This is a genomic window from Buttiauxella sp. (genome assembly GCF_035271705.1).
In the GTDB taxonomy this organism is placed as follows: Bacteria; Pseudomonadota; Gammaproteobacteria; order Enterobacterales; family Enterobacteriaceae; genus Buttiauxella.
Window position 1 is genome coordinate 1 of record NZ_DATERI010000012.1, and the last position, 22,181, is coordinate 22,181.

19 protein-coding genes are annotated in these 22,181 nt (G+C 49.6%); 6 read left to right on the forward strand and 13 right to left on the reverse strand.

The annotated features are described in order from the left end of the window. The 3 genes from VJY99_RS00995 to degS all read left to right on the forward strand — a co-directional run. Nucleotides 1-241 (forward strand): ZapG family protein (locus VJY99_RS00995; protein WP_324115483.1); only part of this gene is annotated, 241 nt, incomplete at its 5' end. Between the two features lie 203 nt (nt 242-444). Next, a complete protein-coding gene (gene degQ, locus VJY99_RS01000) occupies nt 445-1,815 on the forward strand; it encodes a serine endoprotease DegQ (protein ID WP_324115484.1) in 1,371 nt (456 codons plus the stop codon). Between the two features lie 86 nt (nt 1,816-1,901). Continuing rightward, nucleotides 1,902-2,969 carry an outer membrane-stress sensor serine endopeptidase DegS gene (gene degS, locus VJY99_RS01005; protein ID WP_324115485.1) on the forward strand — a complete coding sequence of 356 codons (1,068 nt, stop codon included), beginning with the start codon at nt 1,902-1,904 and terminating at the stop codon, nt 2,967-2,969. Nucleotides 2,970-3,034: 65 nt separating this feature from the next. Here the strand turns inward: degS and mdh are convergent, their stop codons facing one another. Beyond that, on the reverse strand, nt 3,035-3,973 hold the full coding sequence (gene mdh / locus VJY99_RS01010; protein ID WP_324115486.1) for a malate dehydrogenase: 939 nt from the start codon (nt 3,971-3,973) through the stop codon (nt 3,035-3,037). A 433-nt stretch (nt 3,974-4,406) separates the two neighbouring features. Here mdh and argR point away from each other — a divergent pair, with 433 nt between their 5' ends. Continuing rightward, entirely contained in the window at nt 4,407-4,877 is a 471-nt protein-coding gene (gene argR, locus VJY99_RS01015; protein ID WP_324115487.1) for a transcriptional regulator ArgR, read from the forward strand. A gap of 385 nt (nt 4,878-5,262) precedes the next feature. After that, nucleotides 5,263-5,526 carry a peroxide/acid stress response protein YhcN gene (gene yhcN / locus VJY99_RS01020; RefSeq protein ID WP_324115530.1) on the forward strand — a complete coding sequence of 88 codons (264 nt, stop codon included), beginning with the start codon at nt 5,263-5,265 and terminating at the stop codon, nt 5,524-5,526. Between the two features lie 68 nt (nt 5,527-5,594). On the opposite strand, the gene VJY99_RS01025 is transcribed toward yhcN, so the two are convergent. The 5 genes from VJY99_RS01025 to aaeX all read right to left on the reverse strand — a co-directional run bounded on the left by VJY99_RS01025 (nt 5,595) and on the right by aaeX (nt 10,689). Further along, on the reverse strand, nt 5,595-5,867 hold the full coding sequence (locus tag VJY99_RS01025; RefSeq protein ID WP_324115488.1) for a barstar family protein: 273 nt from the start codon (nt 5,865-5,867) through the stop codon (nt 5,595-5,597). Nucleotides 5,868-5,907: 40 nt separating this feature from the next. Further along, nucleotides 5,908-7,362 carry an NAD-dependent succinate-semialdehyde dehydrogenase gene (locus VJY99_RS01030; protein WP_324115489.1) on the reverse strand — a complete coding sequence of 485 codons (1,455 nt, stop codon included), beginning with the start codon at nt 7,360-7,362 and terminating at the stop codon, nt 5,908-5,910. Nucleotides 7,363-7,548: 186 nt separating this feature from the next. After that, nucleotides 7,549-9,510, reverse strand: coding sequence for a p-hydroxybenzoic acid efflux pump subunit AaeB (gene aaeB / locus VJY99_RS01035; RefSeq protein WP_324115491.1), 1,962 nt, complete (start codon nt 9,508-9,510; stop codon nt 7,549-7,551). Between the two features lie 35 nt (nt 9,511-9,545). Continuing rightward, nucleotides 9,546-10,478, reverse strand: a complete 933-nt coding sequence (gene aaeA / locus VJY99_RS01040; RefSeq protein ID WP_324115493.1) for a p-hydroxybenzoic acid efflux pump subunit AaeA — start codon at nt 10,476-10,478, stop codon at nt 9,546-9,548. 7 nt (nt 10,479-10,485) lie between these two features. Then, nucleotides 10,486-10,689, reverse strand: a complete 204-nt coding sequence (gene aaeX / locus VJY99_RS01045; RefSeq protein ID WP_324115495.1) for a p-hydroxybenzoic acid efflux pump operon protein AaeX — start codon at nt 10,687-10,689, stop codon at nt 10,486-10,488. Nucleotides 10,690-10,848: 159 nt separating this feature from the next. Here aaeX and aaeR point away from each other — a divergent pair, with 159 nt between their 5' ends. Further along, complete coding sequence (aaeR, locus tag VJY99_RS01050; RefSeq protein ID WP_324115497.1) at nt 10,849-11,796, forward strand: HTH-type transcriptional activator AaeR; 948 nt, start codon at nt 10,849-10,851, stop codon at nt 11,794-11,796. Between the two features lie 16 nt (nt 11,797-11,812). Here the strand turns inward: aaeR and tldD are convergent, their stop codons facing one another. The 7 genes from tldD to mreB all read right to left on the reverse strand — a co-directional run bounded on the left by tldD (nt 11,813) and on the right by mreB (nt 21,923). Beyond that, the gene (tldD, locus tag VJY99_RS01055) at nt 11,813-13,258 is read right to left on the reverse strand and encodes a metalloprotease TldD (RefSeq protein WP_324115499.1); all 1,446 of its coding nucleotides are present in this window, start codon (nt 13,256-13,258) and stop codon (nt 11,813-11,815) included. 85 nt (nt 13,259-13,343) lie between these two features. Then, nucleotides 13,344-17,144, reverse strand: a complete 3,801-nt coding sequence (gene yhdP, locus VJY99_RS01060; RefSeq protein ID WP_324115501.1) for an AsmA2 domain-containing protein YhdP — start codon at nt 17,142-17,144, stop codon at nt 13,344-13,346. 96 nt (nt 17,145-17,240) lie between these two features. Further along, nucleotides 17,241-18,710, reverse strand: coding sequence for a ribonuclease G (gene rng / locus VJY99_RS01065; RefSeq protein ID WP_324115504.1), 1,470 nt, complete (start codon nt 18,708-18,710; stop codon nt 17,241-17,243). Then, nucleotides 18,700-19,293 (reverse strand): nucleoside triphosphate pyrophosphatase, encoded by a 594-nt coding sequence (locus VJY99_RS01070; RefSeq protein WP_324115506.1) that lies wholly within the window; start codon nt 19,291-19,293, stop codon nt 18,700-18,702. Before VJY99_RS01070 ends, rng begins: the two co-directional genes overlap by 11 nt. An 8-nt stretch (nt 19,294-19,301) precedes the next feature. Continuing rightward, a complete protein-coding gene (mreD, locus tag VJY99_RS01075) occupies nt 19,302-19,790 on the reverse strand; it encodes a rod shape-determining protein MreD (RefSeq protein ID WP_324115508.1) in 489 nt (162 codons plus the stop codon). Further along, nucleotides 19,790-20,812 carry a rod shape-determining protein MreC gene (mreC, locus tag VJY99_RS01080; protein ID WP_324115509.1) on the reverse strand — a complete coding sequence of 341 codons (1,023 nt, stop codon included), beginning with the start codon at nt 20,810-20,812 and terminating at the stop codon, nt 19,790-19,792. The genes mreD and mreC overlap by 1 nt, the downstream gene beginning before the upstream one ends. 67 nt (nt 20,813-20,879) lie before the next feature. Then, nucleotides 20,880-21,923, reverse strand: a complete 1,044-nt coding sequence (mreB, locus tag VJY99_RS01085) for a rod shape-determining protein MreB (RefSeq protein WP_006818047.1) — start codon at nt 21,921-21,923, stop codon at nt 20,880-20,882. Between the last annotated feature and the right edge of the window lie 258 nt (nt 21,924-22,181).

Sequence of the window (22,181 nt, forward strand, 5' to 3'; positions counted from 1 at the left end):
TCATTTTGCCCGTAGCGCAGAGTTGCTGGATAACATGGCTCATGATTATCGCCAGCTTTATCAACATATGGCGAAAAGCTCTAGCAGCCTGTTGCCTGAAATGTCAGCCGAAGCGAACCCGTTCCGTAACCGCCTCGCTGAATCAGAAGCCAGCAACGATCAGGCTCCGGTTCAAATGCCGCGTGACTACTCTGACGGTGCATCTGGTTTGCTGCGTACCGAGCGTGCAAAACGCGATTAATCACAACTGTAAAATTTTTTTTCAGGGGTACGGCTTTCGTGCCCCAAATCTCTCTCCAGCGCAGCTATCATTTACGAGTAACTCTTCACTCTATAACAATATTGTTACCCGGCTGATATTTCAATAACATCAGAGTGTCATCCCGTTTAGATTTCGGGTGCAGGTCGGGTTTTCCTTTTCCAGGTCACGAGAGCAAGCCATCAATGAAGAAACAAACACTGTTATTGAGTGCCTTAGCGCTAAGTGTCGGACTAACGTTCGGTGTTACATCGCAGGTAAATGCGTCGTTGCCTGCGCAAATTCCGGGCCAGCCGGCGTTGCCCAGTCTTGCGCCAATGCTGGAAAAAGTATTACCCGCAGTGGTCAGTGTCCAGGTTGAAGGAACTGCCGCAGCCCCAACCCAGAAAGTCCCAGAAGAATTTAAAAAGTTTTTTGGCGACGACATGCCACCTTCTGAAGCTCAACCTTTTGAAGGCTTGGGTTCTGGCGTCATCATTAACGCTGAGAAAGGTTACGTGCTGACCAATAATCACGTCATCAATCGCGCCGAAAAAATCAGCATACTGCTCAATGATGGACGCGAGTTTGATGCCAAATTGATTGGCGGCGATGATCAAAGTGATATTGCACTGGTACAAATCCAGAATGCGACTGGCCTGACACAAATCGCGGTGGCGGATTCAGACAAACTGCGAGTGGGTGATTTTGCAGTAGCCGTCGGTAATCCATTCGGTCTTGGGCAAACAGCGACTTCGGGGATTGTTTCTGCACTAGGTCGCAGCGGTCTAAACCTCGAAGGTCTGGAAAACTTTATCCAGACAGATGCCTCCATAAACCGGGGTAACTCCGGTGGCGCACTGCTGAATCTTAACGGCGAGCTTATCGGCATTAACACCGCAATCCTCGCGCCAAGCGGCGGCAGCGTCGGTATCGGCTTTGCTATCCCGAGTAATATGGCGCAAACACTGGCAAAACAATTGATGGAGTTTGGCGAGATTAAGCGCGGTTTGCTGGGTATTAAGGGCACCGAAATGAGTGCTGATATTGCCAAAGCATTTAATCTCACCACTCAACGCGGTGCATTCGTCAGTGAAGTATTACCTCAATCGGGTTCGGCTAAAGCCGGCATAAAAGCCGGTGATGTGATTACCAGCCTGAACGGTAAAACCATCGGGAGTTTTGCGGAACTTCGCGCAAAAATCGCCACAACGGAACCTGAGACAGTGGTGAAACTTGGCTTACTGCGTGACGGGAAACCGTTGGAAGTGAGCGTTACGCTGGATAAAAGTACCGCGTCCTCTGCCAATGCAGAATTGATCATGCCTGCTTTGCAAGGTGCAACGTTGAGCGACGGTCAGTTAAAAAATGGGACTAAAGGCGTCAAGCTGGATAGCGTTGAAAAGGGCACACCAGCCGCACAAGCCGGGTTGCACAAAGATGATTTCATCATTGGTGTAAACCGTGCGCCAGTCACAAGTATTGCTGAAATGCGTAAGGTGCTGGAAAGTAAACCAGATGTGATTGCACTGCATGTCGCGCGCGGTGAAGAGAGTATCTATCTGTTAGTGCGCTAATCCGCTCAGTAATCGGACATCGCGGTACGATGTCCGATTAACTCATGCTATCCTGCTTCCGGTTTATTATTGACTAACTCAACTACATGTTTCTGAAGATATTACGTTCGGTGGTAATTGGCCTGATTGTGGCGGGTTTGTTGTTGGGAGCTTTGCCAACGCTTCGCCAGAAAATCATCCCCTTAGCACCCTCGAGTTTTGACAGTGCCGATGAAACTCCGCAGAGCTATAACTCGGCGGTGCGCCGTGCTGCGCCTTCTGTGGTAAATGTTTATAACCGCAGTGCCGGCAGCAATACCCAGAACCAGTTAGAAATTCGCACTCTCGGTTCCGGTGTCATCATGGATGAGCGCGGTTACATTATTACCAACAAACACGTCATTAATGATGCCGAGCAAATTATCGTTGCTCTGCAAGATGGTCGTGTTTTTGAAGCATTGCTCGTGGGGTCTGATAGCCTGACCGATTTGGCCGTACTGAAAATTAATGCCACCAGCCTGCCGGTCATCCCTATTAATAATAAGCGTGTGCCACATATTGGTGATGTCGTGATGGCGATAGGGAACCCGTATAACCTCGGGCAAACTATTACTCAGGGGATAATCAGTGCCACCGGTCGTATCGGCTTGAGCCCGTCTGGTCGCCAGTCTTTCTTGCAAACGGATGCCTCAATCAACCATGGCAACTCCGGCGGCGCATTGGTTAACTCGTTGGGCGAACTCATGGGTATCAACACCCTCTCGTTTGATAAAAGTAACGATGGTGAAACGCCTGAGGGTATCGGCTTTGCTATTCCCACACAGCTCTCCACCAAAATCATGGATAAGCTTATCCGTGATGGACGTGTGATTCGTGGTTACATTGGGATTGGCGGTCGTGAGATTACGCCTTTACATGGCCCGGCAACCGGTATTGATCAAATTCAAGGGATCATTGTCAACGAAGTGACCCCTGACGGCCCAGCGGCAAAAGCAGGCCTGTTGGTTAACGACGTGATTATCTCGGTGAACCACAAAACCGCAATATCGGCTTTGGGCACCATGGACCAGGTTGCGGAGATTCGACCAGGTTCTGTTATTCCAGTTGAAGTCATGCGTGATGAGAAGAAGCTGACGCTGCAAGTGACTATTCAGGAATATCCCGCCACAAACTGATAAACCCCAGGCGAAAAAAAACCGGAATACTCATTCCGGTTTTTTTTATCTCTTAAGCTCAGGGTTTATTTGTTCACAAACTCTTCGCCAAGGATAATATCTTTCTTCAGGGTATCCAGCATCCCTTCCAGCGCCTGGTGCTCAAAAGCACTCAGTTTGCCGTAAGATTTGTGCTCTGCGATGCCGTTTTTACCCAGCAGCAATGGCTGAGAGAAGAAACGAGCGTGCTCGCCATTCCCTTCAACATAAGCACATTCAACGACATTGCTTTCGCCTTGCAGCGCGCGAACCAGTGACAGACCAAAGCGTGCAGCAGCCTGGCCCATTGACAGCGTTGCAGACCCGCCACCCGCTTTAGCTTCTACCACTTCAGTACCCGCATTCTGGATACGCTGAGTCAGGTCAGCAATTTCTTGCTCGGTAAAGCTAACACCCGGGATCTGAGACAGCAGTGGCAGAATGGTCACACCGGAGTGGCCGCCAATCACAGGGACTTCGATATCAGTCGGCTGTTTACCTTTCAGTTCCGCAACAAAGGTGTTGGAGCGGATGATGTCCAGCGTGGTCACGCCAAACAGTTTGTTTTTGTCGTATACACCTGCTTTTTTCAGCACTTCCGCAGCGATAGCAACGGTGGTATTCACTGGGTTTGTGATGATACCAATACAGGCTTTCGGGCAAGTTATAGCAATCTGTTGCACCAGATTTTTCACGATTCCCGCGTTGACGTTAAACAGGTCTGAACGATCCATACCTGGTTTACGTGCTACACCAGCAGAGATCAGCACCACATCCGCACCAACCAGTGCAGGTGTCGCGTCTTCACCGCAGAAACCTTTGATTTTCACATCAGTAGGGATATGACTCAGATCGACTGCAACACCTGGGGTTACCGGTGCAATATCGTACAGAGAGAGTTCTGAACCTGAAGGCAGTTGGGTCTTGAGTAGAAGGGCAAGCGCCTGGCCAATACCGCCTGCTGCGCCGAGGACTGCAACTTTCATCCTAAACTCCTTATTATGATTAGCAAATAGGTGCCGTAACTCCATGCGGTGGCGACCATAATCCAGAGAAGAGGTAATTACAATCTTCCCGCTTTAGGAATGCGACGTTGAGCAATCCTGAAACGTTACTGCTGCATTTACTCGCTGGGTGGAAACGACGCCAAAGCGTCCGGTCACAACCTGATGTTGTCACATCAACGGCGGTTACATTACCCCTCGCCGCGCAGCAAAACAACATCATTTTGATAACATTTAGTTTACTTACCAACTTATTTTCGAGTCGTGACGAAGGTATGTTTCTCGATAACAAAATTTGATAATATCCGCCTCTTTCATAACATTATTTCAGGCTTTCACCCAGCCAATCATTTGCATAAAAATTCATTTAAATGCATAGTAATGTTATCTTCGTTGACCTGAATATGGGTGACATATGCGTATTTCCTCAAAACAAGAAGAATTAGTCAAAGCATTCAAATCATTATTGAAAGAAGAGAAATTCAGTTCTCAGGGCGAGATTGTCCATGCTTTGCAAAACGACGGCTTCGAAAACATCAACCAGTCCAAAGTCTCTCGTATGCTGACCAAGTTTGGTGCGGTGCGTACTCGCAATGCCAAAATGGAGATGGTGTACTGCTTGCCTGCCGAACTTGGCGTGCCAACGACCTCCAGCCCGCTGAAAAATCTGGTACTGGATATTGATTACAACGATGCGGTAGTGGTTATCCACACAAGCCCTGGTGCGGCACAATTAATTGCGCGTTTACTCGATTCTTTAGGTAAAGCAGAAGGTATTTTGGGCACTATTGCCGGAGATGACACCATCTTTACTACCCCTGCGAAAGACTTCACGGTAAAAGAATTGTATGAAGCGATTCTGGTGCTGTTCGAGCAAGAGCTGTAAGCATTGCTATCGCGTTCCCGTTGTCATTACACAGCGGGGACAACATCCTCAAAACCATTCTTCCATTACCCTCAATCTTCAGCCATTCACATTCCAAACACGTTCCCCGAGCCTAAACAGCCTTCTCATCAACCAGATACGTGATGAAGCGCACAAAAAGTCAAATTACGACATCTCATTGTTTTTACTTATATTAAACAAAAAACCAGCAATAATAGACTCATTTTAATAACTTTAAGTCATATCAAATGTTCCTATTATCAAAAAGATGCATAGATAATAATTAGCGTAGTATTAATTTTATAGGTTACTAGTGTATACTTGATTTTGTGATGGGGGTCACGAAATACAGACCCCAATAAAAGAATACGACGAGGTGAATATGATGAACATGAAATCAACTTTAGTGACCGCAAGCCTGCTCTCGATGCTGTCGTTTGGCGCTTTTGCTGCAACATCAATTAATGCCGACCAGGCACAAAACCGCGAAGCGCTGGGTTCAATTTCTGTAAGCCAGGTAGGCAGTACGCCAATGGATATGCACCAAATGCTGAATGAAAAAGCTGAACAGAAAGGGGCTTCTTCTTACCGCATCATTGAAGCCCGTACAGGCGGCCAATGGCATGCAACAGCTGAGCTGTATAAATAACCCCCCGTCGTCAAGTCTGACGGACTTGCCCCCAGCTCAGGGGGCTTTTTTATGCCTTAACATCGTGGTTAGCCACGAATGTTAAAACGCAATTGCCCTTCCAACTCCTCTTCTGCTTCGTCAAAAAGCAAAATCAACGCACCGTAACGCCGCCTTTGCATCTCTGGCAGATGAATAAACTCAATCTCCACCGGGAGCGGTAAAATCCCCCCTATGACGACATCCCATAAACTATCGAGATCGTGAACCTGTTTTTTCTCAAGTCGAAAAGCCTGGATAAAGTGACAATAAAAACCCGGTTGGTCTTCTATCTGACTAAAATCAAAGGTGTATTTTTTCATTACTTGCCACCTTACCAGAACAGTCTTATTTTCGGCGCTTCTACAGCCCGCCAATATGCAGGGTTTTGACTTCCAGAAACTCATCCAGACCCAATACTGACCCTTCCCGTCCCAGTCCAGATTCTTTCACGCCGCCAAACGGCCCCAGTTCAGTCGATACCGCACATTCGTTAATCCCAATCATCCCGCTTTCAAGCGCCTGTGAGACTCTGAATACACGCGCCAGATTCTGAGTATAGAAGTACGCAGCCAAACCAAATGGCGTGTTATTCGCCCGTTCAATGACTTCCTCTTCCGTTTTGAATCTAAAACAAGCCGCCAGAGGGCCAAAGGTTTCTTCCTGTGCCAGTTTCATGTCGTCACTGGCTTCGACAATCACCGTTGGCTGCCAGAAGTTGCCACCCAACGCATGACTCTTACCCCCCACCAGCACTTTGCCACCTTTCGCTTGTGCATCTTCGATATGCTCACGGACTTTATCTACGGCAGATTTTTCAATTAATGGCCCAACCACAACACCTTCTTCCAGGCCGTTACCTACCTTCAGAGCGTTAACGGCTTCCGCCAGTTTATTGACGAACTCGTCGTAAACTTTCTCCTGGATGAAGAAGCGGTTCACACTGACGCAAACCTGGCCTGCATTGCGGAATTTGTTCGCAATCGCGCCCTTCACGGCTTCGTCGATGTCAGCATCTTCAAATACGATATACGGCGCATTGCCACCTAATTCCATCGACACTTTTTTCATGGTTTCCGCGGCATTACGCACCAGGGTTTTCCCCACTGCGGTGGAACCGGTGAATGAAATTTTACGCACCGCGTGGCTCGCCATAATCGCATCACTGATTTCTTGCGTATTACCCGCTACGGCATTGAGCACGCCATCGGGTACGCCTGCTTTTTTTGCCAACGCCAGCAAGGCAAAGGCTGATAGCGGTGTATTGTTAGCCGGTTTGATTACGCCAGTACAACCCGCAGCAAGCGCCGGGCCGAGTTTGCGCGTCAGCATCGCCATCGGGAAATTCCATGGAGTAATTGCCGCGACAACACCAATGGGTTCTCGGGTTGCCAGAATGCGTGAGCCCGGTTTGGCTGGAGGGATGATTTCACCATTTGCTCGTTTGGCCTGTTCGGCAAACCACTGGATGAAACTTGCGGCGTACTCGACTTCACCTTCCGCTTCTTTCAGCGGTTTACCTTGCTCAGTGGTCATTAAGCGCCCGAGCCAGGCTTTGTTCTCAATAATTAACTGGAACCAGCGATAGAGAATCGTTGAACGCTCTTTGGCGGTTTTTGCACGCCATGCAGGAAAAGCTTTAGCGGCAGCAGCGATAGCGTCTTCGGTTTCCTTTTTACCTGCTTTTGCGACTTTAGCGACAACCTCACCCGTGGCTGGATTGAGAACGTCGAAGGTTTCATTCAGCTTGTGCCATTCACCATTGACCAGATAACCGGTGTTAAATAACTCACTATCCTGGAGTGCCTGATTTGTCATAATTTTCTCCCGTTATGAATTGCGCATCCAAATACCCAAGATAATTCGAGTTGCAGGCGAGTGACTTCCCATGAGCTTACTCTAGTAAGTGATTCGGGTGAGTGAACGCCGCCAACGCATCTGCAACTTGAAGGATGACGGGTATAAGTATAGATACAAAAAAGCCGACGTAGACGTCGGCTCGGGTCAGGCATTTATCAGGGCATGCTGGTATTTATGCAACACATCCGCGAGTCGTTTCACCGGTTCGGTGACTTGTAACGGTGCCTCCCAGATACGCAATTTCTCCTGGTAAATATCAAGCTCGTTCAATAACTGCTTAAAGTAACGCTGTTTTTTATCGTCACTCGAGGCCGATGTAAGCTTATCTGCGGTGTTTCTCAACTGGCGATGAAACGCGGAAAGATCATCATTCACCGGTATCGGTGCATCCCGCAATCGCTGGTGAGCAATAATCAATATCAGCGCCAGACGATAGCGATCGATATCTCCTGGAAACGTATTGAGCAGTAAGAAAAGTTGCTGATAAAGAGCCGGTAGATGATTCTCTTTGCGGCGTGTTTTATTGGTTGTCAGCGCGGAAACTGCCGCGGAAACAAACTGGTTCAACAAAGTGCGTCCCGTGCGTTCCTTGGAATTATCCCGGATAAGTAAGATAACCATCATGGCCAGGAAACAGCCCACTATTTGTCCCAGTGCACTGTCCAAAAACGAGCTGAAATGAAACGTCATCGGGTTATCTAATACAATCACGTTGATTGTTCCGGCCAGTGCCCCCATCGAACCAAGCCGTCGTTTCTGCACTTCAATACCCATGAAGAAGCCCAGTAACGCAAGGCTAATGCACAGTAACAACATACTTTGCTGAGTCGAAGGCAGGATCACTAAGAAATAGAAAGCCCCTAATGGGAGTGCGACTAACATGCCGTATAAAAAGTCGAGCGAGACCATGCGTGGATTGGGTAAACGCATTGCCAGCGACGTCACGACGGCAATCATGACCATCGCGCCACTGCCGGATGTCCACCCCGTCCATAACCAAAACAAGCAGCCGAGCACGCAGGAAATCGTAGTACGCCAGAAGTTAATCATCGCGTGATGCCCTTCCGCAGACTGCACTTTGATAACCACTTCTTGGGTTAAAACATCTTCTTCCACCGAGCTAATACGCGTGTTACTGATGACTCCATGTTTTAGCAATAGATAGCGGCTGATCGCGCCAACCCAACTGCTTACAGTGGCTGGCGTATTTTTATCACCAGTATAAGAAATGGCTCTGCGGAGCGCTTTCACCTGCTTGTGAACGTCAGCCGCGGTTTCTACAGGCATCTCAAACAACATGCGGAATTCCGCGGTCATATATTCCGGGCGCGTATTTTGAATCAGGAATGTTTCACATGCTTGGGTGATGAGCGTCAGCGAAAGCGTGTTGATAGCTTTCAGGCGGCGGTTAGCACGACTCCAGCGTGAAGACTCAAGTTTGAGATTCCCGCGCATTCCTTCCAGTGCGGTAGTACGGCGCACCAGACCATTCCACGCTTTATCAACATGTTCTTTATCACCATGCGCGATACATAGCTGCATCAGCCGATAGTGATCCACCAGCAGATTATCCAGTTCGCGGTCAATTTCTTGCTTAATGGAACGAGGGGAGAAAATTAAGTCAGCAAAAATCGCACAAACAATACCAATCACAATCTCACTACACCGCTCAACGGCAAATTGAGGGGCGACAAGTGGATTGGCTTGAATGGTGATAACAATGATTAACGCAGTGTAGCCAGAAAGCCCCCAGGCATAAGAGTTTTCGACTTTAACCAGTGAAGAGATCCAGGTACAAAAACCGGCCCAAATACAGCACACCAGTAGCATCACGACAGGTGCGCGAATCATCGAGGTGATAATAAACAGTGCGGCAAAACAGCCGATAAACGTCCCGATGATACGCAGCATCCCGCGATAACGAATCGCACCCGAATAGGGTTCACCCCCTGCCGCAAACGCTGGGCCAGCGGCAACTAGTGCTGCTGTCAGTACCGCCCAACGCGGGGTTTCCAGTTGAAACTGGAACCCAACAAACACCGCCAACACAATGGCGAAAGCCAGCTTGAAGGCAAAGCGTAAATGGAGTCGCGAGATAAAATACATATCAACCTACGCTTAGAGCCTGATGGACCAGGCGATTAGCCAAACTCACGCAACCGATGCATAAATTTAATGAATACCGAGTCATGGTTAATATCCCGGTCTTTTTCACCAGTGACGACGACTGTGGCCGTGGTCCCGGCGGGGAATAGGTTAGCTTGTTGCTCATCAAGACGAATTCTTACTGGCACTCGCTGTGCCAAACGTACCCATTCCAGATTGGAGTCAACTGTCGCCATACCTTTGCTATCTTTGGTACTGCTGGCATTGGTGACGCCGGCAGAAATGCTGTCTACCGTCCCGCGCAGTACGCGGTTGCTGCCAAGCGGTGTGATTTGTACGCGATAGCCTGGGCGAATACCGTCAAGCTTGGTTTCTTCCATGTAGGCCAAAATGTAAAAAGTACCGCGTTTAACCAGCGCCACCGCCGTGGAGCCGCGGGTAATAAACTCGCCAGTGTAGACATTTAGGTTCGTCACCCAACCTTCCGCGGGCGCACGAACAGTGGTGCGTTGTAGATCTAACTCGGCCAAATCACGCGTTGCTTCAGATTTCGCTAACTGATGCAGGACGGTCTGAAGCACGTTGTTGGATTGTTCAATTTCTTCCCGTGACATCGCCTGAGAACCCAACGAATTGCGGCGTCCGGCTTCTCGACGTTTTTCTCCGGCTAAAGCCTGGTAATAAGCAACGTCCGCGTCAGCCTGCTCCAGCGCTTTTTGATAACGCGGTTGGTCGATGGTGAATAAAACCTGATCCTTCTTCACCAGTTGGTTGTCATGGACCTTCACGTCGGTGATTAAACCCGATACGTCCGGCGCAATGGCGACAACATCAGCGGTAAAGCGAGCATCACGCGTCCATGGGGATTCGGTATAAAACACCCAGGCGCGGAAGATAGCGATGAAGGCCAGCAGCACCAAAATCAGTGTGATGGCAGTGCGAGTCATTTTTGTTGTAAGTGCTTTCACATCAACCTCAAACAAACAGGCGTGAGATTAGATAAAACAGGCAGCAATAAAGTGCTGTATTAAATAATGCTGGATGCCAGACAAAATCATAAATCCCCGTCGGAGTCAGCAGACGGCGAACCACCCAGAACAACGCCAGCGAAAGAATTAGCTCGAAAAATATCGGCGGAAAAGAAAGACCGAATATCACGATAACGGGAAATAAACTCATGTTAACCTTGCAGAAAATGCAGAAGACACAAGCCCTGTCACAGCCAGGAACGCTGTGCTAACAAGTGATACGGGTTGTGTTAGTTATAATATATTAACGTAATTGTTAGCCAGTTATCTATAATCTGTGATCTAAATCACTTTTAAGCCAGAGTTAACAATGGATAGACTTAAGCGCATGTGGGTTTTTGCCAAAGTTGTCGAGCTTGGCTCTTTTACCGCTACGGCCAGGCAGTTGGAAATGAGCGTTTCATCCATCAGCCAAACCGTTTCCAAGCTCGAAGACGAGTTGCAAGTTAAGCTTTTAAACCGCAGCACGCGCAGCATTGGGCTAACGGAAGCCGGTAAAATCTACTACCTGGGTTGCCGTAAGATGTTGCATGAAGCACAAGAGGTGCATGAGCAACTCTACGCATTTAACAACACCCCAATCGGCACTCTGCGTATCGGTAGTTCTTCAACGATGGCACAAAATGTCCTCGCGTCCATGACCGCCGATATGCTCAAAGAGTACCCAGAGTTGACGGTTAACCTGGTGACAGGTATTCCCGCGCCCGATCTGATTGCTGATGGTCTGGATGTGGTGATTCGGGTAGGTGCTTTGCAGGATTCCAGCCTATTCTCAACGCGACTGGGTTCGATGCCGATGGTGATTTGCGCCGCTAAAAGTTATCTGCAACAAAATGGTACGCCGGAAAAACCAGCCGATCTTGCCAGTCATTCATGGCTGGAATACAGCATTCGTCCGCACAATGAATTCGAGTTGATAGCACCTGAAGGGCTCACTACGCGGATGATCCCGCAAGGACGGTTTGTTACCAACGATCCCATGACATTAAGCCGCTGGCTAAAAGTGGGAGCCGGGATCGCTTATGTCCCGTTGATGTGGGTGATCGATGAGATCAATGACGGAACGCTTGAGATCCTACTGCCGAGTTATCAGTCCGATCCGCGTCCGGTATACGCGCTGTATACAGAAAAAGATAAGTTACCGTTGAAAGTGCAGGTTTGTATTAACTATCTGACGGAGTATTTCGTGAAGGTTTCGCACCTCTATCAAGGGGTACGAAATAAGAAAGGACGCACAAATGAAAACAGCCGGGATTAACCCGGCTGTCATTATTTTACGCTGTGCCGCCAACCGTCAGGTTGTCGACTTTGAGTGTTGGCTGGCCGACACCGACTGGCAAACTCTGCCCTTCTTTGCCACAGACACCGACACCGCTATCCAACGCCAGGTCGTTACCCACCATTGAAATCTGCTGCATGGTTTCAATACCGGAGCCAATCAGCGTTGCACCTTTCACCGGTGTGGTCACTTTGCCATTTTCGATGAGATACGCTTCAGAAGTTGAGAACACAAACTTGCCGGAGGTGATATCCACCTGCCCGCCGCCAAAGTTAGGGGCGTAGATCCCGTACTCAACCGATTCGATAATCTCTTGCGGAGTCGATTTACCCGCCAGCATATAGGTGTTGGTCATGCGAGGCATTGGCAGGTGTGCGTAAGATTCACGACGGCCATTACCTGTTGGCGCAACGCCCATCAGGCGGGCATTGAGTTTGTCCTGCATGTAGCCTTTCAACACACCGTTTTCGATCAATACGTTGTATTGGCCTGGTACGCCTTCATCGTCAATCGAAACGGAGCCACGGCGGTTCGCCATGGTGCCATCATCCACGACAGTACAAAGTTCAGAAGCAACCAACTGGCCCATCTGTCCGCTGAATACTGAGGTGCCACGACGGTTAAAATCGCCTTCCAGACCGTGGCCTACTGCTTCATGCAATAGCACACCTGGCCAGCCAGCACCCAGAACTACCGGGAACATGCCAGCAGGTGCCGCAACCGCAGAAAGTGTCACGAGTGCCATACGCACGGCTTCTTTCGCCCACGCATCAGCACGCACTTCACCCTCAACGGTTTCAAGGAAATATTCATAGCCGAAACGACCACCGCCGCCGCTTGAGCCGCGTTCACGTTTGCCGTTGTCTTCAACCTGAACGCTGACAGACAGGCGTACCAGCGGGCGAACGTCAGCCGCCAGAGTGCCATCGGTTGCCGCGACCAGAATCAGTTCATAAACGCCCGTTAGGCTCGCGGTCACTTCCTGAACACGGGGGTCAGCTGCACGGGCAACGCTATCGACACGCTTCAGAATGTCGAGTTTGTCTTCACGCGACATGCTCTGGAGAGGATCGGCGCTGGTATAGAGCGCGCTGTGCTGCACGGCACCTAATGTTTGTACGCGCCCATTCCCTTTTTCCTGCACGATGCTTCGTGCGGCATGAGCACTTTGTTCCAGTGCCAACAAGCTGACCTGGTCGGCATAAGCAAAACCGGTTTTCTCACCGCTAACGGCACGCACGCCAACACCCTGATCGATGTTGTAAGAACCATCTTTAATGATGCGGTCTTCCAGCACCCAGGATTCGTGATAACTGGACTGGAAATAGACATCACCGTAGTCGAGTCGGCGCTCGGACAATTGTCCCAAAATGGAAAACAGATCTTGATGGGTTAAGCCATTCGCAGACAGCAACTGCTCACTTACCAGGTTCAGACTCATCGTTTCGTTACTCTTTTTACAAACAATTTGAGGTGCCTTAAAGGCATGTCTATTGAGCTTGCGGTAATAAATGACGCGCGTCAAATCACTTAGCGTCTTTAAACCTTGGCTGGCGAAGCACTTCATTAATTTGTGGTTTATCGACCGATCCTGTGATGTGGTAGCGCAGTAACGAGATTTTACTCCACAGCGGCCCTAACACTTTACTGGCGGCAAACACCGCAGCACCGATTATCGGGCTAACCACGAATGCCGTCGCCACGCCGACCGTGGCTGAAATTTCTGGGGCGATGACCGCTTCAACGTCGACCTGACGCCGGACTAAATCGACCGAGCCTTTCATGCCAATATCTGCTTCCAGGCCATCCACCAGCGTGTCATCGCTGTTCAGTACACCGTCTTTGATCCAGGCCGTGCTGCGGATAGAGTCAAAGTAGAAACCCTCGCCGAAGGTATCGCTGAAATCGAAACGCAATTTACGCATCAACGCATCGACACTGACCAAACGCAACAGTTGCCCTGCATGGCCGGTGCCCAGATCAGCAATTTTCCCTTTACCCAATTTGGTATGAAGGATGCCATTTAATGATGCAATATCTGGCTTCCATGGTTTATCACGCCAGTGTAAATCATAGTCCGCATCAAACGATGATCCTTGAATCGGTGTCTTGACACCAAAGAAGTTCGTCGCCGCATCAAGTTTAGTGCCGTGTAGTTTGCCTTTTAAAGACGTGCGAACCTCCGCTGGGCTGTTCACCCACTGGCCATTCGCGGTGAGGCTTGCAAAGCCTGAATCGACTAGACCATTCTCCAGCGCCAGGGTGTTCCCTTTAACAGAGAAATCACCGTCAATGCGGCCATATTTCTGCCCCCAAAGCCAACATTCGGCACAGCGCAACTGCAAATCAGGCCAGTCACTGAAATCAATCGAATTGTTGTCTTTCAATGGTGAGACAGGGGTCGATTTGGCGGTAGTATTACCCCAGTCTGGGTTGAAATAGAGATATTTGATGACTGCACGCCACTGCGCATTATTTTGTATCGTCAACGAACCATTCACCTCACGCCCCTGCGCTTCGACGCGCTTACCATTTGCAATGGCATGGGAAACCAGACTCAGGTTGTTCCATTGCTGGCCAGCAAACGTCAGTGAAGGTGTGCGCAGTGTTATGTTAGTGGGGAATTCAGCCGAGTTGCCGACACTTTCCACCGCTCCGTGGCTAAACAACGCCAACCATTGCGCACCATCCATTGCCGGAAGATCCAGTTCTAAGCCGGCATTGGCAGGTAATGGCGGAACCGTGTGGCTATTGGTTGCCCAAATCGCCCGGTCAAGGGTCAGTTTTTTATTCAGCAGCCAACGACTGGAGAAATGATTTGCCGCGCCAGCGTTACCCGTCAGATTGAAACTATCAAGATTACCCTTAACCGTGATATCCAACGGCAGCGCTTGCCCCGCTGATTTATCGACTGGAGCAGGTAAGTGACTGCTCACATTCTTCAAATCCGCAGCGATGTTGACCTGATAATTAGCCTCTCCACGATAAGGTAGCGTAATCGCCACATCGCTTTTCCAGGGCACATTGCCACTCAATTCTTTGCTGATTGGCTCAGGTAAGATACCCATTTTTGTCGGCTGCCAGTCTCCCAGCAAATTGACGCCAACCTGATAGTCTTTCTCACCAGTTTTAGTATTGAAATCAACAACTATTGGTTGGTTAAACCAAGTGGCTTTTAACGGCTCGCTTTGCAAATCACCATTCACAAAACTGAACTTACCGCTCAGGTTAGACAGCGTGCTCGAGAGGGGTTTTATCAGCAATGTATTGTTGTTGAGCTGGACGTCACCCGAGGCTGTCGTCATTTTGCCATTGAATGGGATATCCAAATGTAAGTGAGCATTCACATCCCCACCAATCTGGAGTTGATCAAGGGCTGCTGCCAGGGATTTTTTGAGTGGGGTGTCTTTGAAGTACTGGCCTACCGCACTGCCTGGACCACTGATGTCCGAATCAACCAACAGTTTTTGTTTTTTATAATCCGGGATATCTGCCGTCAGATTACGCCCAGTCACGCCGCCAAGTTTCACTTCATCCGATTTCATCCACAAACCGTTATTGATGAAATCCAGACTAATATCAAAGTTTTCTAGCGCAGGCCAGCCAGGCTGGAAGGCATATTTAGCGTTGTACAACGGGACGTAGACCTGGAATTGGCCTTCATTTTTCCGATAAGGGAAAAGACGAGGATTACCACCGTATACCAGGGTCGCGTTATCGGCCTCGCCACCTTGAATCGCACCGCTGAGGTAATCAACCAGTTTTTTGCCCATCAAATTTTCAGGGAAATAACGCCAGGCATCCCCCCCATTATGGGTACTGATTCCGGCTAAGATCCCAAGCCAAGGTTCATCACCTGTCGGCTGGTAGTAGCGGAAGTCACCCGCGACCCAAACCGAACGGGCTTTCACATCCAGGTTTTTGCCATCAAGCTGGAAACCCGCCGCATTCTTCTGCCATTCGAGTGTGGCGACTGCGCGTTCAACTTCCAGCGGGGCGCGGAATACGCCCTCATATGGCATTTTGGCATCAAGTACCTGCGCATTAAGTCGCCCATGCCCGACACCGCCAGTAATCGATCCCGATAAGTGTTCGACGCCAGGTAACTTTTTCCATTGATTCCAGCTAACGTCTTTCCAGCGCCCTTGCATACGGGTGTTTTCGGTCTGCTGAAGAGGAATATCCACCGCCAGCACATCAATGTGCCCACGGGGTTGCAACGTGGTCCAGATCTCACCGAAATCAGGTGAAATCTTCTCGGCAATCGGCAACAAACCGCTGAAGCTTTCCAGTTCCATATTGGTTGCACGCACGCGGAGCTCGTCACTGCGTACGCTCTCTTTGCCACCGACATTTTGAGGAGCAATCCACGCAAGCGTCAACGAACCTTTAGGCCAGGTTTTACCATCAAGGGTGATATTGGTAGAAGGAATGGCAAGATCCCAGCCTGCGCCAGAACGGTTGACGCGCGCCATTAAATGATCAACCGACAACTGATGCTCGGTGCTTTTCCCAGCCCAGCTTGCACCACCTTGTTTCAACCAGACGCTGCCACCAGAAACATCACCAGCTTTGATATCCATCCAGGCTTCGAGGGAGAACTCAGCGGTCTGTAAATCGATATTGTCTTTCATCCAGCGGCCAAGCCACGGTTTCATGTCAACGTTTTCAGCCTGCAACCAGACTTTGCCAATGTTCAATAAGCCATTTTCGTCGCGCAGATCCATCCTGACTTTCGCCACGCCGTGCTGGCCATTAAAACTCGACAAGCTGACCAGCCCTTCGGCACGGTGACGGTTTTTGCTGTTAAGCCAGGTCAGTTGCGGAATGGTGAGTTCGGCGCGCTGGCCGGAAATCGTCAGGAAACTAAGGGAACTATCGCGCAGATCGAAGTGATCGAACTGGCGTAAAAAGAGATCACTGATTTTACCCGGCTCGAGTTTACTATCCCCTTTATTTCGACTTAATGGGGTATTGGTTCGCACCTGTAATTGGTAAAAAGTGAGGTCGCGGAATTGCCAGCGGGCGTGCAAAATACTTTGCCACAGGTCGAGCGCCAGCGTGACACGCTTGACCTTCAGTTCACCGCCATCTTTCAAACCCGCTTTGATATTGCGGACATCAAGCGTTGGGCCATAATTTTCCCAGTTCGCCTGGATTTGGCTGGCATCAACGGGTGCGCCCGTCATCGCCTCGATTTTTTCAAGCAGCGCTGGACGCCAGGCATCGAGATGCGGCAAAACCAGCCGCAAACCACTCACCAGTAGTGCGACGATAACGATCAACGTTGCGCCAGTGAGTAGCAGAATGCCGGGCAGTCGCCTCACGAAAATCTCCTTGTTTACCGCCTGAGCGGAACTCAAACCTGCACGATACCCAAGTGACTTCAATATGCAGGGCAATGGGTATATCCGTGCAGCGAGTTACATCATAACGACGTCGAATTGCTCTTGGTTATAGAGCGGTTCGATCTGAACTTTGACTTGTTTGCCGACGAAAATTTCCACTTCGGCCAATGAATGGGACTCTTCGCTTTTCAGCGCTTCCCCCACGGCTGGTGAAGTGTAAACCAGGAAACGGTCGGAATCGTAAGCATGATGTACGCGCACAATTTCACGCATAATTTCATAGCACACTGTTTCAACGGTTTTCACCGTACCGCGTCCATGGCAAGTCGGACAATCGTTGCAAAGCACATGTTCTACGCTTTCACGCGTGCGTTTGCGCGTCATCTCAACCAGACCGAGCTGTGAGAAACCATTGATACTGGTTTTCACGCGATCTTTACTCAAGGCTTGTTCGAGGGAATGCAGCACCCGTCGGCGATGATCTTCATTACTCATATCAATGAAATCAATAATGATTATTCCGCCCAGATTACGCAAACGTAACTGGCGAGCAATCGCCTGTGTCGCTTCTATATTCGTATTGAAAATAGTGTCATCAAGATTGCGGTGGCCAACGAAAGCCCCGGTGTTGATATCCACGGTCGTCATCGCTTCAGTTTGGTCGATAACCAGGTAACCACCTGATTTCAGCTCAACTTTTCGCTCCAGCGCGCGTTGGATTTCGTTCTCAACGTCGAACAGGTCAAAAATAGGCTGACGACCGCTGTAGTGTTCGATTTTGTTGTGCATTTCCGGCATGTATTCTGCGGTAAATTCCAGCAGCATGTCGTAGGTTAGACGAGAGTCGACACGAATTCGGTCAAGTGCCGCATCGGCAAAATCACGCAACACGCGCTGTGCCAGTGCCAATTCACCGTAAAGTTGGCAGCGGGTTTTGTTACGTTTTTTGCGCTCGCTGACTTTGGTCCAGACACGCTTGAGGTAAGCCGCATCTGAAGATAAATCATCTTCGCATACGCCTTCGGCTGCGGTGCGAATAATAAATCCGCCTTGCTCATCACAATACGCATTCACCACACGTTTAAGACGTTCACGCTCGGCTTCGCTTTCAATACGCTGGGAAACCCCTACATGAGAAGCACCAGGCATAAAGACCAAATAACGAGACGGCAGCGTGATATCGGTAGTTAAACGAGCGCCTTTGGTACCCAGCGGGTCTTTCACCACTTGAACCATTAAGTCCTGGCCCTGGCGTACCAGTTCGGAAATATCGCGTACTGTGAAGTTTTTCTGCTCTTCGCCCGCCACACATTCGGTATGTGGCATGATGTCAGAAGCGTGAAGAAACGCTGCCTTATCAAGGCCAATATCTACAAATGCCGCCTGCATCCCCGGAAGTACCCGGCTAACACGACCTTTGTAGATATTCCCTACGATCCCGCGACGTGCTTCGCGTTCAATATGAATCTCTTGCAGTATTCCACCATCAATGTAAGCCACTCGAGTTTCCGATGGGGTCACATTGACTAACAATTCAGCCGTCATGTTTTCCTCGTCCATCACGCAACGCGTGAAAATTGCTCAGCAATTCATAGGTTTCAACTAGTGGTAGACCGACTACCGCATGGTAGCTGCCATTTATCTTCCTGACAAAACAGCCACCAAGCCCTTGAATACCGTATGCACCTGCTTTATCCATAGGTTCACCGCTGGCAATGTAACCAGCGATATCTTGTTCTGATAATGCACGAAATGTCACTTCAGTCGTCACCAGGCAATCCAGCAGTGACTCACGATCCGCCAGCGCAACGGCCGTCATGACCTGGTGCTGATTCCCGGATAGCATCCGTAGCATCGCAGCCGCGTGTTGCTCATCTTTAGGTTTTTCCAACACATTGCCATTGTAGATAACAATTGTATCGGCACCTAAAACCGGTAAGTCATGCGGAGCGAGTGCTACGCCTGCCCGAGCTTTATCACCCGCCAGGCGCACGACATACTGTTGTGCGCTCTCAAAGCTAAGACGCTGTTCTTCCACATCAGTAATGATGCGCTCAAACGACACTCCCAACTGAGTCAGCAATTCTTGACGACGTGGAGAGCCAGATGCCAGATACAAAGATGTCATGTTCAATCCTATTGCACAGCAAATTGTTGGCGAATTTTACGCATCAATAAGAATATCCATGGCCACAGTACACCATTGACCACACTGCTCCAGAAAATTTCCGGGCGGAAAGTGACATTGATGACTATAAATTCAGACCAGAAAACAATGACATCTGTCATCAATGACAACAGCATAACCACCAAAGCCTGTTGCCAAAGCGCGAGATTACGGAATAGCTGGTACTTTAATGCCACCAGATAAGCAACGATGCTCAGCGATAACGCCCGTACGCCAAGGGTGGAACCGCTGATCAAATCCAGTATGGCACCCACGACAAAACCTGTACCGACATTTACGCGGTGTGGCAGCGCCAGAATCCAGTAAAGCAGGATCAGTAATACCCAGTCAGGACGATAGATTTTTAAATCGTCAGGCCAGGGCATGACTTGTAACAGCAAGGCGACGAGGAAAGAAAGCCAGATGACCCAACGGCCCTGGCTACGGTAACTTCCCACTACTGCCCTCCCAGGCTTGCAGGTACAGAAGAAACGGTGTTCCCTGTAGGAGCCGGCGTCGTAATGCCCGTTGCTGGAGGTGGGACCGGAACCGGTGGCCCGACAGAATTAGCTGCAGGTAAAACTTGCGGCATCATTTGCATCAGGCGCTCATTCGCTACGCGATGAACTTCAACAGGCGGCATCGGGGTTTTCCCTTCGCGATCCGCGCCCCACAACAGCAGCAAGTAACGCAGACGTTGTAAGCCAGCAGTTGGACGAGCCTGAATAACAGTGTATGCGCGCTGAGTATCAAGTTTCACTGAAGAAACAACACCCACTGGATAACCTTCCGGGAAGCGCCCACCTAAACCCGATGTCACCAACACATCACCGACACGAATGTCAGTATTTGCCGGTAAATGTTCCAGTTGCAGATCGTCGGTACAACCATTACCCGCAGCAATAATACGAATATCATTGCGCAGTACCTGAATCGGCAACGCATGAGTCGCATCACAGATCAGCAATACGCGGCTAGTGAGTTTCGCCACCGCGATGACCTGACCTACGACACCTTTATCACTGATGACCGGCTGGCCTTCATAGACTCCGTTCACGCTACCTTTATCAATAACCACTTGGTCACTGTAAGGATCGTTAACGGTTGAGATAACCTGAGTCACCATTTTTTGCTCGTCTTGACGCAATGGCGAGCCAAGCAATTCGCGCAGACGTGCGTTTTCCTGACGATATTGACCCATCATCAGAAGTTCGCTGTTTTTCAGGATCAGTTCCTGACGCAGTGCACGATTTTCGAGTTCTAGCTGATCGCGTGATGCCAGTGTTTGCGAGACGCTGTCGAGCAATTCACGGGGACCATTTGAGACAAAATAGAAAGGACTGACAGCAGTATCCATATACGTTCGAATCTGACTGAACGTACCCAGACGGCTATCAGCAATAACGACACCAATCGCCACCAGCACCGCCAGAATAAGGCGAAACTGCAACGAAGGGCCACGGCTAAAAATTGGCTTCATAGACTATGCGTATTCCAGGGCCAGCAAGAAAAGGCAGTGATAGTCACTGCCTTTTACGTGTGGCTGATTACTCTTCGCTGAACAAGTCGCCGCCGTGCATGTCGATCATTTCCAGTGCCTTGCCACCGCCACGGGCTACGCAAGTCAATGGATCTTCTGCAACTACTACCGGAATGCCTGTTTCTTCCATCAGCAGACGGTCGAGGTTACGCAGCAATGCGCCACCACCGGTCAGAACCATACCGCGCTCTGAAATATCGGAAGCCAATTCTGGTGGGCACTGTTCCAGCGCAACCATTACCGCACTCACAATACCCGTCAATGGTTCTTGCAGGGCTTCGAGGATTTCATTGGAGTTCAGAGTGAAGCCACGCGGAACACCTTCAGCCAGGTTACGTCCACGTACTTCGATTTCACGCACTTCATCACCTGGGTATGCAGAACCGATTTCGTGTTTGATACGTTCGGCTGTAGCTTCACCAATCAGTGAACCGTAGTTACGGCGTACATAATTAATGATGGCTTCATCGAAGCGGTCACCACCAATACGGACGGAAGAAGAGTAAACCACGCCATTCAGAGAGATAACGGCAACTTCGGTAGTACCACCACCGATATCCACAACCATAGAACCGGTTGCTTCAGAAACTGGCAGACCCGCACCGATAGCCGCAGCCATTGGCTCTTCAATCAGGAACACTTCACGAGCACCTGCACCTTGTGCGGATTCACGAATCGCACGACGTTCAACTTGAGTTGCGCCAACTGGCACACAAACCAATACACGCGGGCTTGGACGCATAAAGCTGTTGCTGTGCACTTGTTTGATGAAGTGTTGCAACATTTTTTCGGTCACGAAGAAATCGGCAATAACGCCATCTTTCATCGGACGGATAGCTGCGATGTTGCCCGGGGTACGACCCAGCATCTGTTTAGCTTCGTGGCCTACGGCCGCAACGCTTTTAGGGGAACCGGCACGATCCTGGCGAATAGCCACGACAGATGGCTCATTCAGTACGATGCCTTGTCCTTTCACATAAATCAGGGTATTCGCGGTACCCAGGTCAATGGACAGGTCATTGGAAAACATGCCACGAAATTTTTTCAACATACTAAGGGATAATCCTGAAAGCTGGGGCGGAAACAAAATCCGCTTACTTTATCAACCACTCATTGCAGCGACAAGGCGCAAATATGTTCTGCAATGGTGAAAAATTGTGCAGTTTACTACGATTTTGACACTTTCGACACGTTTATCCTCGAACTGCCGAGGAAACACACAAACGCTGTAGGTTAAACGAACAGTGCAAGGAAGCAAACCGGGTTCATTTCATGCTTTAACAATCTGGTCAGCAGGCGTATTAGCCCC

Excerpts from the sequence above, each read along its gene's own strand:
- degQ (WP_324115484.1), top strand. The coding sequence starts at position 445 with ATGAAGAAACAAACACTGTTATTGAGTGCCTTAGCGCTAAGTGTCGGA.
- degS (WP_324115485.1), top strand. The coding sequence starts at position 1,902 with ATGTTTCTGAAGATATTACGTTCGGTGGTAATTGGCCTGATTGTGGCG.
- mdh (WP_324115486.1), bottom strand. The coding sequence starts at position 3,973 with ATGAAAGTTGCAGTCCTCGGCGCAGCAGGCGGTATTGGCCAGGCGCTT.
- argR (WP_324115487.1), top strand. The coding sequence starts at position 4,407 with ATGCGTATTTCCTCAAAACAAGAAGAATTAGTCAAAGCATTCAAATCA.
- yhcN (WP_324115530.1), top strand. The coding sequence starts at position 5,263 with ATGAACATGAAATCAACTTTAGTGACCGCAAGCCTGCTCTCGATGCTG.
- VJY99_RS01025 (WP_324115488.1), bottom strand. The coding sequence starts at position 5,867 with ATGAAAAAATACACCTTTGATTTTAGTCAGATAGAAGACCAACCGGGT.
- VJY99_RS01030 (WP_324115489.1), bottom strand. The coding sequence starts at position 7,362 with ATGACAAATCAGGCACTCCAGGATAGTGAGTTATTTAACACCGGTTAT.
- aaeB (WP_324115491.1), bottom strand. The coding sequence starts at position 9,510 with ATGTATTTTATCTCGCGACTCCATTTACGCTTTGCCTTCAAGCTGGCT.
- aaeX (WP_324115495.1), bottom strand. The coding sequence starts at position 10,689 with ATGAGTTTATTTCCCGTTATCGTGATATTCGGTCTTTCTTTTCCGCCG.
- aaeR (WP_324115497.1), top strand. The coding sequence starts at position 10,849 with ATGGATAGACTTAAGCGCATGTGGGTTTTTGCCAAAGTTGTCGAGCTT.
- tldD (WP_324115499.1), bottom strand. The coding sequence starts at position 13,258 with ATGAGTCTGAACCTGGTAAGTGAGCAGTTGCTGTCTGCGAATGGCTTA.
- rng (WP_324115504.1), bottom strand. The coding sequence starts at position 18,710 with ATGACGGCTGAATTGTTAGTCAATGTGACCCCATCGGAAACTCGAGTG.
- VJY99_RS01070 (WP_324115506.1), bottom strand. The coding sequence starts at position 19,293 with ATGACATCTTTGTATCTGGCATCTGGCTCTCCACGTCGTCAAGAATTG.
- mreC (WP_324115509.1), bottom strand. The coding sequence starts at position 20,812 with ATGAAGCCAATTTTTAGCCGTGGCCCTTCGTTGCAGTTTCGCCTTATT.
- mreB (WP_006818047.1), bottom strand. The coding sequence starts at position 21,923 with ATGTTGAAAAAATTTCGTGGCATGTTTTCCAATGACCTGTCCATTGAC.